The 14,582-nt window shown below is 58.5% G+C and carries 12 protein-coding genes; 1 reads left to right on the forward strand and 11 read right to left on the reverse strand.

From position 1 onward, the window contains the following. Positions 1 to 13: 13 nt before the first annotated feature. Genes BGP85_RS05125 through pilL2 form a run of 6 tightly spaced genes read right to left on the reverse strand, consistent with a single transcriptional unit; the run spans position 14 to position 7,418 of the window. Positions 14 to 1,180 carry a type II secretion system F family protein gene (locus BGP85_RS05125; protein ID WP_023628940.1) on the reverse strand — a complete coding sequence of 389 codons (1,167 nt, stop codon included), beginning with the start codon at positions 1,178 to 1,180 and terminating at the stop codon, positions 14 to 16. Next, complete coding sequence (locus BGP85_RS05130) at positions 1,173 to 2,711, reverse strand: GspE/PulE family protein (RefSeq protein ID WP_023628941.1); 1,539 nt, start codon at positions 2,709 to 2,711, stop codon at positions 1,173 to 1,175. Before BGP85_RS05130 ends, BGP85_RS05125 begins: the two co-directional genes overlap by 8 nt. Before the next feature lie 12 nt (positions 2,712 to 2,723). Further along, positions 2,724 to 3,239, reverse strand: a complete 516-nt coding sequence (gene pilP, locus BGP85_RS05135; protein WP_023628942.1) for a type IV pilus biogenesis protein PilP — start codon at positions 3,237 to 3,239, stop codon at positions 2,724 to 2,726. Continuing rightward, on the reverse strand, positions 3,229 to 4,554 hold the full coding sequence (gene pilO2, locus BGP85_RS05140; protein WP_028692969.1) for a type 4b pilus protein PilO2: 1,326 nt from the start codon (positions 4,552 to 4,554) through the stop codon (positions 3,229 to 3,231). The genes pilP and pilO2 overlap by 11 nt, the downstream gene beginning before the upstream one ends. A gap of 12 nt (positions 4,555 to 4,566) precedes the next feature. Beyond that, entirely contained in the window at positions 4,567 to 6,282 is a 1,716-nt protein-coding gene (gene pilN, locus BGP85_RS05145) for a PilN family type IVB pilus formation outer membrane protein (RefSeq protein WP_023628786.1), read from the reverse strand. Beyond that, complete coding sequence (gene pilL2 / locus BGP85_RS05150; RefSeq protein ID WP_038707446.1) at positions 6,279 to 7,418, reverse strand: PFGI-1 class ICE element type IV pilus protein PilL2; 1,140 nt, start codon at positions 7,416 to 7,418, stop codon at positions 6,279 to 6,281. The genes pilN and pilL2 overlap by 4 nt, the downstream gene beginning before the upstream one ends. A 276-nt stretch (positions 7,419 to 7,694) precedes the next feature. Between pilL2 and BGP85_RS05155 the strand changes: the two genes are divergently transcribed. Continuing rightward, the gene (locus BGP85_RS05155) at positions 7,695 to 8,345 is read left to right on the forward strand and encodes a hypothetical protein (RefSeq protein WP_023628785.1); all 651 of its coding nucleotides are present in this window, start codon (positions 7,695 to 7,697) and stop codon (positions 8,343 to 8,345) included. Between the two features lie 140 nt (positions 8,346 to 8,485). On the opposite strand, the gene BGP85_RS05160 is transcribed toward BGP85_RS05155, so the two are convergent. From BGP85_RS05160 to BGP85_RS05185, 5 genes are all read right to left on the reverse strand, one after another. After that, complete coding sequence (locus BGP85_RS05160; protein ID WP_023628784.1) at positions 8,486 to 10,450, reverse strand: DEAD/DEAH box helicase; 1,965 nt, start codon at positions 10,448 to 10,450, stop codon at positions 8,486 to 8,488. A 436-nt stretch (positions 10,451 to 10,886) separates the two neighbouring features. Further along, positions 10,887 to 12,797: a type I DNA topoisomerase gene (gene topA / locus BGP85_RS05170; protein WP_023628782.1), complete on the reverse strand. Its 1,911-nt coding sequence runs from the start codon at positions 12,795 to 12,797 to the stop codon at positions 10,887 to 10,889. A 149-nt stretch (positions 12,798 to 12,946) separates the two neighbouring features. Continuing rightward, positions 12,947 to 13,543 (reverse strand): Abi family protein, encoded by a 597-nt coding sequence (locus tag BGP85_RS05175; RefSeq protein WP_103446248.1) that lies wholly within the window; start codon positions 13,541 to 13,543, stop codon positions 12,947 to 12,949. Positions 13,544 to 13,734: 191 nt separating this feature from the next. Further along, positions 13,735 to 14,148, reverse strand: coding sequence for an Abi family protein (locus BGP85_RS05180; RefSeq protein WP_258035840.1), 414 nt, complete (start codon positions 14,146 to 14,148; stop codon positions 13,735 to 13,737). A 169-nt stretch (positions 14,149 to 14,317) separates the two neighbouring features. Then, a complete protein-coding gene (locus BGP85_RS05185) occupies positions 14,318 to 14,515 on the reverse strand; it encodes a CrpP family ICE-associated protein (protein ID WP_023628780.1) in 198 nt (65 codons plus the stop codon). Between the last annotated feature and the right edge of the window lie 67 nt (positions 14,516 to 14,582).

The following is a 14,582-nucleotide window of genomic DNA, read 5'->3' on the forward strand; positions in this document are numbered from 1 at the left end:
CTGGGCTGTGTGCTTAGTGTTGGATTGAGTCCATCAGGCCTATGGCCAGCTGGAAGATGCCGACCATCACGAAGATCATGAGCAGGCCCATGATTACTGCGGATAGGGCTGTAAGGGACTTCGAGACCGTTTCCACCCGCTTGAGCATTTGCTCGAGCCAGCGATTGGCGAACCTCTCCATCGATGCGGCGAAACTTTGGCGTGTGGCCAAGACCTGCAGGAAATGGATGGCCATCGGATCCGGGAACTGGTGCCCGGCTAATTTGAGTGCTGTACCGAAGTCTTTACCCGAACTGACGCCGTAGTTGATGGCGTCGATCCTTTCTCGCAGCCAGGGAGAGGCGCTCCGGCTGAGAATGCTGAGCGCACTCAGTTGGCCCACCCCGGCGCGGAGCATCACTGACATGTTCAGCAGGAAGATTGAGCCGTGCAGGACTTTGTAGATTGACCAGGGGGGAATGCCTTCGAGCCGCAGCCTGGTGGTCTGCAGTAGCAAGCTGAGCTGCGTTTTCCAAACCGGGCTGTTCGGTCGAACCTGCAGGCCGCAGAAGTATGGGAGGGTCACGAACGAGACGACGACCAGGGTCAGCACGACTGCAACGATCAGAAGTCCGTAGTTCGTGACTACCTTGGAAATTACATAGAGCAGACTTGGGATGCCGGTCCACAGCTCTGGATCTTGCCGCTGAGCCATCGACGGCACCATCCAGGTGGCGATGACATACAGCAGCGCCCCCATGAGGCTCCAGGTAATCGATGGAAGCGCTACGACGGAGACAACCAGGCGAGAAATGCGTTGGCGGGCCTCGATGAGCCGAACGCAGTCCCGGAAAGCCTCCACAAGGTTGCCGGTTTTCTCCCCGGTATCGACCAGGGAAGCCTCGTCATATGGCAAATGGCTCCTGCAGGCGTCGGCGAGAGATTTTCCTCCCCGCACTAGCATCGCCACCTGACCACAAATGACTGACACGGGATGCATCGTTTTACCGTCATTGCTGAACGCCTTGGCAACGGTCTCCAGTGCTTCTTCGATCGGGATACCGTCCTCCAGGACGCCCATCAGGCTCTCGTAGAACTGGATTCGCTCGTTCTTCCCAAACTGCTTTGCATAGAAGGTGACCGCCCAGCCCTGGGCGGCCTCCCGTACACCTGTCCAGAAGTCCTGAAGCAATTCAAACATCGGATTGCTCCATCAGCTGCCTGTCGAAGTCGAGCGGCCCAGCGAAGAGCTCGGCATCGCGTGGGTCTACTATCCCGCTGGTGACTTTCATGATCCCGTGGGCGATCTTGGTGATGCCACCCATCTCGTTGACCCAGTACCTGCGCGCAGCGCTTGCACCGCGCTTGGTGAACGTATCCATGAGCTTGACGTTGGTCAGCAAGGTTTCGGCGATAACGGTGCGATCGACGACCCCAAGGTTCCTGCACTTGCTACAACCTTCACCGACCAGATTGACTTGGTCGACGATCTGCAGCTGCTTCAGCCGGGCGAAGAGATCCTTGCTGATGCCGTGGTTATGCTCACGCAGCGGGATGCGGCAAGCAGGGCAGAGCACCGGCACTAATGACTGGTTAGCGATCCCAGTGGTCAGCAGTGGATCGGTGACCAGGTAATCAGCCACGCCCATGTCAATCAGGCGCTGGATGGTGGCGATCACGTTGTTCGTGTGCAGGGTTGACCAGCTCTGGTGACCAGTCATGGCGCCGGTGTACGCCGCCTGGGCTGACGCCAGGTCGCGCAACTCACCGTACATGAGGACATCTGGGTCAAGCCGTACGGCATTGGTAATACCGTCACCCCAAGTCTCGCCGGCGTAAATCGGTGACTGGTTAGCCTTGAGCGGATACTCAGGGGGATGCTCGAGCGTGAGGATGTGCCTGGAGCCACCAGTCTCGTCATACAGCGCGTTGAGATTGACCTGCAGGGTCTTGGATTTTCCGGATCCTGTTGGGCCAGTAATCAGGTTAAGTCCGTAAGGCAGGCTCCGCAGTCTTCTGAAGTGCTCGATCTGCTGAGGCAGGAAGCCGAGCTCTTCGAAGCTCTGCTTGGAGGTATCGTCGTACAGCAGACGCATCACCATCAGCGGGCCATCCACCAGCGGCCGGGTTGCAACCCGAGCGCCGTACAAGCCCAGTTGGTCGACAAACTTACGGCTGACGCGGGCATCCTGAGCGATGTGGGGCTGGTAGTAATCGCCAGAAACATCGCACATGCTGTTGTACAGAGCAGCGCAGAATTCACGCCCTACGTCGCTCTTTTCCTGGCGTACCTCCTGAAGGACCCCATACAGCCGATACTTGATCCGGGTGACATCGTGCGAAACGACGATGTGAACATCACTGGCGCCGCGCCGGTGGGCGTCCCCCATGAACTCCACCACCTGGGCTTGGCGCTGGGTTTCGACAAGTGCCTTCATGCCCCTCGACGCCGAGGCTTGATACAGCGTCTTGATCTCAGTCATCGAGGCTAAGACCACTTCGTAGTCAATGCCTTTGTGCTCAAGCTGGTCCATGAATGCCATCACGTAGGGGTCACTGACGTGTTGGGGAGAGATGTACAGCTTCCCATCGGCGGTCATGGCCAGGACCTGGCGCAAGTCTTCCTTAATCGCATGAGGGCCGCCTGGGGCGGTCAGTACCGCCACTGGCAACGGCGCCAAAGTCAGTTCGGCAGGCTCAAGATCGACGGGCTCTGCGGATAGCTCGGTCATGGTCAATACTCCTCAGGGTTGGCCGGGCAGGAGGCCGGGGAGGCTCTGTTGTGGCTGAGATACCACCCGGTTACCGAATCCAAGTGGGTATCGCTTTCCCTCCTTGGTCAGCACGACCCCATCGAGCGTGATCTGTTGGACCCGGAAACCGTTCGGCAGCTCGCTGCCAGGCTTGGCGTCAAGCTCGCTGCCGTCGCTGTAGATCAGGCTTGCCCGTAATTTCTGTCCGGAGCCGCTGATTTCTTTCACCACCGGCAATGCCGATTGGCGCGGCCCTGAGGATGTAGCCGTCATGGCGGGAGTGAGCCCGACAGTAGGAAACTGCGTCACTGGCTGGGGGGGGCTAGGTAGTGTGCCGTTTGCCTCGAGCTCTGCCTTCGCGCGTTCGGCTTTTGCCTTGAACAAGATGGTTTCGCTCTGCACCTTGCCGAGCTCGCCGACGCTGATGGCTGAGAGATCTGTCGCTGTCTGTGCTCCGGCAATTGGCATCCAGAGCGTGAGCAGGATCAGGCTGAAGTTATTTCGCATACAGGACTCCTGTGACTGACCAGATCAGGTGGTCGGCCTTGTATTCGGTCTTGATCTCCTGCAGGCGCAGCCCTTGGGTTGGAGCGCCATTGAAGGAGTCGTAGGGCAGCACGCCAGAGGTGTACGACAGCTGGTACTGCTGCCACTGGGGAGGCGGCGGCGGAGGTGGCGTGGGTTGACCTGGCAGAGCAGGTTCCTGAGGCGTAACAACGGGGATCGGTTGCAACTGCGGTTCCTGAGAGAAACCATGGAACCAACTGGTCAAATTCTCCAGAGCATCTCTGGCCTCAATGAGGGCGTCGTCACCGGCAGCATCAAGGGAAATGTCGAATTTCAGCAGCCCGGTCTTACCCTGATTGATGAACTCCGGGCGGATAGAGAAGAGTTCTGCGACAGCCATCGTGAACTCGTGAGCGGTGCTGTTACCTGCGCGTTCGTAGGTCGCAATAACCTGTGAACTGTTGCACTTTGCCTCCATGAAGGGCCAGCCGCGGATACTCAGCGGCAATCGGTTCATGAACCTGCTGCAGGCCTCAACGAAATCGGTGACCGAGGGCTGTTTCGCCCAGGGGTGCTCCAGCGCCTGGATGGGTTGTTCCGTGCCTGTTTGCCTCTGCAGCTCGGCCAGCTCCTCGAGGCGTTTCTTCTCCGCCTCGATGGCAGCTTGACGCGCGATCTCTGCCTGATGGGATTTCCATTGTGACCAGGCCAGTAGCCCTCCACCGATCAAGAGGGCCACCAGGAGCAACTGAGCCAGCTCAGGCTTGGACATACCGAACACGAGTGGACGCAGCCGGTATTCACGCTTGAGCCGGGACGGCTGGAGCAGCTCATCGATGTCGATGAGGTCGCCGCCCATGCCAAACTCGGTTGGTAAGAACTCTCGCTCAAACTGGATGCCGCGACTGCGTTGCTGCAACACCCGTTTACGGACTTCCGATGCCGTGGCAATCAGGTCGCAACCCGGGATGATCCTGCCCTCATGGACAGCGACGATGGCATAGCGATCTTGATCGGCGTCGACGGCCCAGGCAGCAATCCATGAATCACCGAGCTGGCCAGCCAAGGTCGCAGCCAGCGAGTACATGCCTTTGTGAACGTCAGCGGAGCGGGAAACAAAGCCCGCCTGGATCATGAGCGACGTTCTTCGGATAGCCACGATGTCCAGGCCGTGCTCATGGCCATACTGACGGGCTTCCTTCATGTAGCTGGTCATGTTGCCCAGGGGCGTCCAGAGCATGCCAGTGACGAAGACACGCCCCCGGTGCTGGATGGTCTGCACCCGGCTCGAAGGTTTGTGTGTATCGGTGTTCATGAGCGCCGCCACTTACAGGTTGTCCGGGAGGACGATTGGTGTCACCAGTACCACCAGGGCGCTGTGGGACGTCGAGCGGGTTCGCCCACCGCCCAAGCCAAAGAAGCTAGGACTGCCAACGCCGGATTTACGGGCGTCATCCCCGTTCTCGTCGAACCCAGTCAGAATCAGTGTCTCACCGCTGCGCAGACGGACCTTGGGCGCCACGTTCTTGGTGTCGTAGTCCGTGGTCTGGACCTTGGAGTCGTTGCTCTCGAAGTCCTTGAAGATTGGCTTGCTGCTGATGCTGAGGGTGATCATCAGCAGCATGTTTTCTTTGTCCAGGAGCTTGGGCAGCAGCATCATGTTGAAGCCACTGGTGATCGTCGCCGGTGTCAGTGCGGTGCTGGAACCGACGGAAGCGGTGGTGGTGGTCGAGCTGGAGGCGACATAGCTTTGGACGTTGCCGATCTGGATCGGTGCCGGCTGCAGGTTCAGCGTGGTCACCGATGGCGAGCGCACTTCGGAGACGCGCCCCTGTTCTGACAGGGCTTGCACGACGGCCTTGGAGCCTGCCCACGGAGAGCTGGACGTATCCAGAATGCTGCCGCTGGCAGAGATCGCCTCGGAACTGATGCCGGCGACGGTGTTGCTCAGGCCGAAACCCCATTTCCCGGAGATGGACTTGTAGACAGCGCTCCAGTTGACAGCCGTCTGGTCGCTGTCGCTGAAGTTAACCTCGTAGACCTTGACGTTGAACAGCACCTGTCGAGTGATGCTGCGGTTGGTATCTTTCAGGTAGGCCGAAATTCGATTCAGCACCTCCGGCCGGTCGCTGACGGTGAGCGTGCCGGTAGAGCGAGAGAGATACAGCCGCCCTGGAGGCTGCATGCTGAGCATGGCCTTGACGTTGCTCTCGATGTCGCTCATCAGTGAGGTTTTGTACGTCGACTTGGTGCTCTGGTTGCTGCCGGATTCACCCGTGGCTCCCCCCGAAGATGTCGAAGAGCCCGAGTCGCCGTTGCCGGTGGAGGTCAGCAGGCCCGACTTGACGGTACTCTCGATCTCCAACTCGTCGCCGAATGTCCAGACGTCGAAGGTGCGGGTGTCGAAGTAGGTAATGCGCACGCCCTGCAGCTCAGGGTCGAAGTGCCACGACAGCCCCAGGCGTGAGGTGGCCTGGTTAAGCAGCCCGGAGGTTTTGCCGTTGTAGTTCAGGCCGGAGATCAGTCCTCCGCTGCCGAGGCCCAAGTCGAATGAGCTTGCGCTGCCAGGCATTGCCCCCGCCATGCCATTTGGCAGAAGACCCGCTAGGCTGTCTGGATCAGGTACAGCCTGAGCGGCGCCGCGAGCGGTAGTGCCGGCAGACTTCGAGGAGAGGATCCCGGGGTTCAATGCGTCAGGCGCTACAATGACCTGCAGCCCGGTTTCCTTGGTGATCAGCTGAGCCACGTCGGTGATCGACACTGGGCCTGCAGGCCGATAGGCAATGTCACGGTCCAGGCTGAACGGGAGCCCGCGCCTGGTCACCAGCGGCTCAGTGGAAACCCAGGGCTTGTTGCTGAAAACGACCGTGTCGCGGTTTTGTTGTGGCTGCTGGTTCTGCAGGAACTTGGTGTACTGGCCAGCCGTGCGGCCCTGGAACTCTGCTCGGTCGAACGACTCATTAACCCGTTGCACGGCACAGCTGCTCAGCAGGGCCAAGGCGATCGGGGTCAATGCCCAGCGGACCCAAGAAAACTTGTTCATTTCTTCTTCCTCTCAGCGACGTACAAGACGCTCTGGGAGCCTTCGCTACCGTCGACGACGAAGGATCGCGGGGCATTGTCGTAGAGCGGGAACAGCTGCTTAATGGCTTCCTGGAACGGGCCTTCGAAGTGCAGCGGTGCCTCGATCGGATAGTTGAGGTCTTCCTGGGCCCAGATCACCCGCCACCGGGCTTTTTTGGCCCATTCTTCAACGGTATCGCGCAGGGTTGATCCAACTTCGGCCGTCCATACTTGGGGCAGCGGCCGGGGTGGTGTGGCGGGCTTGACCTCGATGGCCGGGGCCACCACTGCTGTAGTGGTCACGGCAGCCGCTGGCTTGGATGCTGCAAGTTGGTTGGGCGCATTCGGTGCTGGGGACGCAGGTGTCGAAGGTTTAGCCGCGGTGGTTACCATCGCAGCCGGGATAGAGCCATCCTTGGCGGGTGCCATTGGGGGGAGCGCGGGAGCCACTGCCGCTGGGGCTGCGACAGCGGGTGTAGTCGTGGAGATGGGGGCGGGAGTAGGCACTGCGGCGACGACTACGCCTGGCGTCGAGGCTGGTGTGGCGGGGCTGGTTCCAGGAGCCCGCGCTTTGTCGGCGTAGAGTTGGCCTGCCGGCGTCGACGGGGTTGGCAATTGGTAACCGGGGCGAAGCACGAAGCACACCTGACGGTTCACCTCATCGACTTTCACCTGCCAGGCCGGGCCCGCGAGGACCTGCAGGGTGTTTCGCAGAGTCATTGGGCCGAGCTTGTACTGGGCTGCTGGCAGAGGTCGGGTGTACAGGATGTTGACGTGTTGCGAGCTGGGCGGGCAGAGGGCGTAACCTGACCGGTCGACCACGTAGAGCATGGCGTCCCGAACGCTGGGGTTCATGCTCGATGGGATGGTCACGTCGATGATCTGTGCCATCAGGTCGCGCTGGCTCGCGTCGGGTTGGGTGCTCACCAAGGTGTAGCGGCCATACCGAACGACGGGTTCCTTCTCCGGACTTGCTCCGTTCGGGTAGATGTCCGGAGACAGCCATTCGGGATTGCGGCTGCTATCGAACGCCGGCTTCGGCGGCTGCTCAGCCTTCTGAATCGCACAACCCGCAACGAGTGCGGCGAGCGAGAGAGTGGTCAACTGCCTGATCATGAGGCCCCCTGTAGTCATTGAAGGCAACGGTGACAGCCGATAGCTTTCCGCGCAGCTGGAAATCAATATCTCGCAGGACCAGATTTTTCCGGTGGGCTGATGAGTTCGTGCAACGGGTTGTCTTGGGTGCCCTCGGCAGCGGCCAGGGGGGCATGATTTTCTTGGCGTAAGGCTGATCGGCCTATCGCTGAGAGTATCTCTTGGCCTAAAGTGCATTTCATCACCGCCCAGGTCGGCGATCATGTCCGCTTCAATACCAAATTAAAAAAGATAACCATGAAAGAAACACTAGGTAGGTTGTATTTGTGGCAAATAGCACTGGCTAGGGTTTTGGATCTCCTGGCGCTTATGCAACGAGTAGACCGCTTCTGCAGAACTGGAAGGCCAAAAAATATTACTGAGCTGTATGATCAGGAACGTCGCAGATTAAAAACTGGTCTGCGACTTGAGGGCGAGGCATTAGATAGTTTTGAATCAGAGCATGGCTCCTTGTTTCCTGATGTTCACGATGTTCACCTTATTGATGAATTAATCACAGAAGAAATCATTATAAAGTTGTGCACTATTTTTAATTCTGGTTGGGGTAAACCCGGGGTTATTGCGGGAAATAAGAAATCGTTTTGGGAGCCGATTGTCGCTGAGGTGATTTCTGAGGCCTTCTCAGGTGACGTTAAAGTCAAGTTTTATGAGTTTCTAGAGGCCGCGAAGGGATACAGAGACAAGCATGGTGCCCACTTTGATCACGAAAGCTTCAACATGACTCATGGGGACAAAGAAATCGGTGAGGATGGGGTTATCTACAGCGTAGGATGGACCAGCGCCTTACTGACTTTTGATTGGGTTTTTGTGAATGAGACCCTGCCAGTATTTGCTAAGGCGTTGAACTCCTATATCGCCAAGTTACAGAGAGACGCCGGTATAATCTGATGGCCCATGTTTGGCAGCAATGCATCGGCCTGTTTTCCAAGGATTTAGGTTGGTAGTAGTCATTGGGTTCACGTTGAAAGGGTTAAGTTTCGGAGCTATATCATTCATGAGCTCAAACTGTGATTCCCAAGCGATCCTACTTATTGGATAGTCGCTGCAAGCATTGCCTTGGCCAGCGCGTCCTGCTGCTCTTCCGGCTCAATGAGCTCCAAGCTGACTTGGCGCTTCGCTAAGAGCATCTGCCAGAGCTGCTGATCGATGCTGTTCTCCACGAGGGGGATCTTCACGATCACCGTCCTGAGCTGACCATTCCGGTACGCCCGGTCCTCGGCCTGATCCTGTTGTCCGGGTGTCCAGGGCAGGCCCAGGAAGAAGACGTAGTTGGCGGCCGTGAGGTTGTTGCCGGTACCGGCGGCTTGGGTGGTGCAGATGAAAGCCCTGCAGTCGGGGTCGCCCTGGAACTTGTCGATCGCCTTCTGGCGTTTGGTGAGTGTGTCACTGCCGACCAGGGTGACGTTCCCGATACCGGCTGCATCGCACAGCTCCTTGAGGCGCGCGACGGTGGGTTTGAACTCGCAGAACAGGATGACCTTGTCTTCGGGGTCCAGCTCGCCCAGCAGGTCCATAGCGACTCTGACCTTCACCTGTTCCAGGTAATGGCGAAGCGCGCCGAGCCTGGCAAAGATGGGCCTGTCCTCGAGGCGAATGCTGTCGTACTTCTTCCGCTCCTCCACCCCCATCGCCACGGGCAGCAACTGCCGGTGCTTACCCTTGAGCCCGGGCAGAACGTCTTTGCGCCGGCGAAGCATCCAGTCGCCCAGTTCTGCCCGGAGGTTTTGCCGGAACTCTGGGCTGCCGGCGAAGCGTTCGCAGAAATCGCTGAGGGGCAACTGGCCGACCGGGTGCCCCGATAGACGTAGCAGGGTGTGCAGCTCTGTCTCGCGATTGAGGACAGGCGTGCCTGTCAGCAGATAGCGATTCGGCACCTTGGCTGCGATATCGAAGCCATGGCGTGTACGCTCGGCAGTCGGCTCCTTCAACTGGTGCGCCTCGTCGACCACTAGAACGTGGTAATGCTCAGCCAGCAGCACGTAGTCGCCGAGACGCTCGTAATTGATCAGCATCCATTGGACCAGCGGGTCGTGCTTCTGCACAGCGACTGTCGCGTCGGGGTAGACCGCCAGGATTTCGCGCTGCCAGTTGATCAGCAACGAGGAAAGGGTCACCACCAGGATCGGGCGACCGGCTGCACTGATATGCGCCGCGATAATGGCCTGGCGCGTCTTGCCGAGGCCCATATCATCAGCCAGCAGTGCGCTGGTGCGCTGGAGCAGGTGAGCGATGCCAGCAGGCTGGTGATCGAGCAGGGAATAGCCGACCAGGGCCTGGGCGATCGTGGCATCTGAGAACTCGGTGCGTTCAATCGGCGAGACGGCAGCGAGGTAGATGTCGTTGGAGCTCTCCTCACCGCTGGCGGCTGTCGAGGGTTCCTGAGGAGCACCGCCCAGGCTGATGCGTGGAATGTCTGCTGCTGGAACCACAGAGCCATCGCCCAGGAGCTCCTGTACCACGTCCAGGATCTCGAACTGCTCCTCCACAAGACCGAGCTCCAGGACCAGGTTGCTGCGCAGGATTTCGGCGGTGGCGTTGACTCGCCACGAGCTGGATTTGCCCAGGAACACTCCCCGCATCCGGCGGGCCACTGCAACTACTCCAGGATGATAATCTCCGGACAGCAGCACACCGCCGTCGGCGAGCGGGGCAATTCGCAGTAGCATTCCCGAGATGAACGCGTCCCGGCGTGGGTTGGCCAGCGCGCTCTCGATCTTCTGGCGGAAGGCCTGCCATGACTCAGTGACCTTGCCACCGGCCAGCTCGATCAGCTGGTGGTACACCAGGTCCAGCTCGTCGATGAGCTTGGCCTTGGGCACGCGCCAGTAGCGGCAGAGCGGGTGATCACTGCGGCGAATGAAGAACCCGCTCCGTGCGAACATGACCTTGTTTGCGCCTTCAATGTAAGGCATGAGGATGCCCATGTCGTAGCCGTCGAATACGGCGGCTTCGAGCAACACTGGTTGGCTATTGAGGAGGCGTGGCCGTTTCAATTGGCGTCCGCGCTCTTGGACTTCATCGGCACAGTCTGGTCCAGGTGGTAGGCAGGCACCCATCGGGTTAAGAGTACTGAGCCATGAAGCGACCCTCCCTGGCCACTGATTACGTACGCCGCAGGCTCTGAGCCCTTCGGCACACGTCTGCGTTCCTGCTTCCAGTACCCAGCGGTTTTGATGTCGTCAGGTTGTAACGGCCAGCACGACTCGCCTGGCCGGGATTCATAATGAGGGACCTTCGGATTGTCCGCCTGCTCGGCCTTCAACCGGTCAATGACTTTCTTGGAACGGGCCACAAGCACCTCCGGGAGGATGAGTAGTCAACTCGTCATCATTCAAGGTGCGCCTACCCGCACCCGTAAGAGCGAGCAGATTGGCAGTTGGGGGAAACCTGCTACAGGAGAAATGGATTACCGCCTTCGAAACATTTCGCCTACATGCCCCTGGGCTTGGTCATATCAGGTTTGTCGCCCACTGTGGGGTAGCTCACGCGGCAGTTGTTCGCTTTGAACCCGGTGCATCCCCAGAAGTCGTAACCGCCATCGCCGCGCTTCTGTCGGCGCGCGAGAGGCATCCCGCACTTGCCGCAGGAGTAGCCGTCCTGGGCGCCCGATGAGGATTCAGGCGACCGCGCCTTCATCGCCACTGTGGGCGCCTGTCGGAGGCTTTCCAGCTCACTCTGGAGGTGCTCGTAGAACTTGGCGACCACAGGGCCGTACCTATCCTCACCGCGGGCGATTCGATCCAAGTCCTTCTCCAGCGTGCTCGTGAAAGCCAGCTCGAGGAAGCTGAATCGGCCTTCCAGCTGGGCGACGGTAGCCTCTCCCAGCGGTCCTGGTACCAGCTTGCGCTTTTCCTCGACGACCAGGCCCTTGCTGGTGATGTTTTTAACGATCGCGGAGAAGGTGCTGGGCCTGCCAATCCCACGACGCTCCAGTTCCTTGATCAAGCTGGCCTTAGTAAAGCGCCCTGGCGGTTTGGTCTTCTGGTTCAACACCTCGCCCTGGAGTACGTTGAGGATCTGCTTAGGTTGCAGCGCCGGCACTGGATTTTTGGGCAGGTCGGTCGACTCCTCATCCGTGTCGTCTTGCTGCAGGAGCTTCATCCAGCCGAGATAGGCTACCGAGCTACCCGTCGCAGCGAAGCGCAGCGGCCTTTGATCCGGCCCCTTGGCCAGCAACTTTGCGGTACGCACGTCGTAGATGGCATCGGCGAGCTGGCTGGCCAGTGCGCGGATCCGAATGAGCTTGTACAGCGCCTGTTCATCGGAAGACTCTCCCGCAACCTCATCATCCCAAGCGGTTGGCGCGATCGCAGGGTGACCTTCCTGTGCGCTGTCTGCTGCCTTGAACGTCCGGCGTTCGTCTACAACGTCGAGCCCCTGGCGTCGTGCGACAGCCTGGATGTCAGGCATGGCCTCATCGGCCAGGTTGGGGTTGTCCGTCCGGTGGTATGTGATGACACCCTGCTCGTACAGGCGTTGCGCAATCTGCATCGTCTTGTCGGGGTCCCACTTCAACGCCACGCTGGCGGCTTGCTGCAAAGTGGACGAAATGAACGGTGCGGGCGGCGGACGCCGCTTCTTGCCGTCTTCGCACGATTCCACGATAACTGCACGGGTGGCGGCGACCCGGGCGGCGAGCGTGCCGTCCTGGACGTAAGGGTGTTCTTTGCTGGCAAAATCCGGCACCGGCTGCCATGCGGCAGTCCAGGCCAAGCTGGAAGCTTCGTCCCTGAAGGTCAGTTCTGCGCCGAAGTGGTGGATGACCTTGAAGTTGCGGATCTCCCGTTCGCGCAGTACAACCAGGTAGAGCGCAGGTGACTGTACACGGCCCGCAGACGTGGGTTGCCCCATGACTCGGCGCAGCTCCTGAGTGACGGGGTAGCCCACCAAGCGGTCGAGCACCCTACGGCACTGTTGTGAAGCAACGAGCTGGCCGTCGATCTTGCGGGGGTTAGCCAAACCCTCCCGCACACGATTCTGTGTGATTTCATTGAAGGTGACGCGCTTGTACTCGCTGATGCGCAGCGCCTGCTGAATGTGCCAGGCGATGCTTTCACCTTCGCGATCCGGGTCAGTGGCAATATAAACCTCGGTGGCGTCCTTTAGCGCCTTGCGGATCGTGCTGACGTTGCGGGCACTCTTGGGCAGCATCTCGTACACCGGCCGGAGGTTCTTGAGCACCCCAGTGGTGATCATCGTCTCGTCCATCCCCTTTTCAGGGAGGTCTCGGATGTGGCCACCAGTGGCTACAACCGTCCATTGCTCGCCAGGCCGGATCTTCTTCATCATGGGCCCTAGCTTCTTCAGCTTGCCCGGTGCCTCGATGATCATGAGTTTCATAAGGTGACCCTGAACAGTTCGAACAGAGCGCACTCTTGCCGCCGGCCGGAGGCGGCACAACGCGAAATGGTCAACTGAAAGGGCGGGAATTCGTTGGGATTGCTTTTATGAATTGCGTGATGAGGAGTGGTGCAATTTAGTCTCCTTGATCAGATTCCAAAGAGCTTCCTGGGGAATCCAGCTTCTGGAAGCCCAAGTGAGGAGAATTGGCAACCAGGCAAGGAGGGCTTAGAGTCGAGTAGATCTGCGACCTGTTTTATCCAGCTTGAACTTGGCCCCAAGCGTTGAACAAGCAGCCAGATGACGCTGATTAGCCCGAATATTCGAGATCGGGCATTTTGGTCAAGCGCCAGGTTTTGAAAATAAGGGTTGTCAAGAACGGAGAGCGGGTTGGCCGCTACTTGGTTCCAAATACGAGTATGATGTGCGCACCTGTTGCGCAAGGTATTTATCTCTCGTAGCCACTGAGTTAGCACGTGGGTATCACTAATACCTAGTCGAGCCGCAATGCGATTTTGATGGTTGCCTTTGAGGATTTCGAAGTATTTCGATAGTGTACCAAAATCCCATGCCTCCACAGCTACCCAGAACGGAATAGCTTTGTGCGCGCGTCTATGCCATTCAATGGAGTCTTCTTGGCTACGATCCAACAGATTTTTTTGGCGTTTTTGCCACTCTAACCAAGTATTTCGTTTTTGGTTAGTTTTGCGGTCATTCCAGTCTTCGGTCTGTTTAGGGCCCTGAATTCAACACATAAGTGCAACGCTCACCCCTGTATGCACTTCGTACGGCGTCTTCCAGCCCAAGCGCTTGCGCGGGCGTAGATTGATCCTCGCTACTGGTCATCTGCGCTTGAATCCTTCGGTGTGAGAGCCTGGATTCTACCGGTGGCTGGCTCTCTGCCTCTCGTTTCAAGCGTTGCGCTTATTCTATGAATTCAGGGGCGAATGAACTGCGAGTCCGTATACGCCATTGGTGAGTGGTAGCCAACCTCGTGAGCAATTACAGTCCTGACCTGGATCTCAATCCGTTCAATCGCGTCAAGCATGAGTTGTCTAAGTTTCTTATCAAAAAGATAAAGATCGACGGCGTCATTGAAGGTTGTGTCAGGTAGAAAATTGCTTTTTCTACGCGGTTTGCGTGTTACTTGGCAGATAAGGACATTCTGTTGCTCGTCCCTATCAAAGTCGCGCGCGGGCTGCCAGTAACCACTGAGCCGATAATAGCCGATCTGTGAAATCTTCCGTTCTGCTCGGTTGGGGTCAGGTACGAGCATGCCTCTGGTAATCAGTAGCTCAACCAGTTCGGAATAATTTTTGAATGGCTTAGGAGGGGCTAGCTGCTGCAACATCCATGTTCCAGATAAAAGAAGGCCCAAACATAATACTGGACAAAGCCAGCACCAGAGGTTCAGGCGCGATTGGGCGGTGATTCTAGGGAGAAGGCGGAGGGGTGTCAAGACAAAATCAGCAGGTTGGCTGTGAAGGCCACCGCAAGCTGGAGGCTGTAAGAGCAAGAGGTCAGAGGCTGAGGATGAGCTGCTGGGCTCGATTGTACCCTTTAAGCCAAGAGGCCAACATGGCGGGGTGCTTGTAGGGACAAGCATACACGGGCAGCCCTTTCTCGGCGGCTTCCACTCCGGCAGCCTCCACCGCAGGATGGGGGTTGTTGAACTGGCGCCTATCCGCTTTTCGCTCCTGGGCCACTACATGCTGCATCGAATGCTCCTCATCAGTGCCCCTGCACCTGCCGGGCAGATCACGCCTCAAACATTCTTGATACCGG

The sequence above is a fragment of the Pseudomonas putida genome (genome assembly GCF_002906855.1).
Classification (GTDB): Bacteria; Pseudomonadota; Gammaproteobacteria; order Pseudomonadales; family Pseudomonadaceae; genus Aquipseudomonas; species Aquipseudomonas putida_N.

Coding starts and splice junctions, on each gene's coding strand:
- pilL2 (WP_038707446.1), bottom strand. CDS start 7,418: ATGATCAGGCAGTTGACCACTCTCTCGCTCGCCGCACTCGTTGCGGGT.
- BGP85_RS05130 (WP_023628941.1), bottom strand. CDS start 2,711: ATGACCGAGCTATCCGCAGAGCCCGTCGATCTTGAGCCTGCCGAACTG.
- pilN (WP_023628786.1), bottom strand. CDS start 6,282: ATGAACAAGTTTTCTTGGGTCCGCTGGGCATTGACCCCGATCGCCTTG.
- BGP85_RS05125 (WP_023628940.1), bottom strand. CDS start 1,180: ATGTTTGAATTGCTTCAGGACTTCTGGACAGGTGTACGGGAGGCCGCC.
- topA (WP_023628782.1), bottom strand. CDS start 12,797: ATGAAACTCATGATCATCGAGGCACCGGGCAAGCTGAAGAAGCTAGGG.
- pilO2 (WP_028692969.1), bottom strand. CDS start 4,554: ATGAACACCGATACACACAAACCTTCGAGCCGGGTGCAGACCATCCAG.
- pilP (WP_023628942.1), bottom strand. CDS start 3,239: ATGCGAAATAACTTCAGCCTGATCCTGCTCACGCTCTGGATGCCAATT.
- BGP85_RS05155 (WP_023628785.1), top strand. CDS start 7,695: ATGAAAGAAACACTAGGTAGGTTGTATTTGTGGCAAATAGCACTGGCT.
- BGP85_RS05180 (WP_258035840.1), bottom strand. CDS start 14,148: ATGTTGCAGCAGCTAGCCCCTCCTAAGCCATTCAAAAATTATTCCGAA.
- BGP85_RS05185 (WP_023628780.1), bottom strand. CDS start 14,515: ATGCAGCATGTAGTGGCCCAGGAGCGAAAAGCGGATAGGCGCCAGTTC.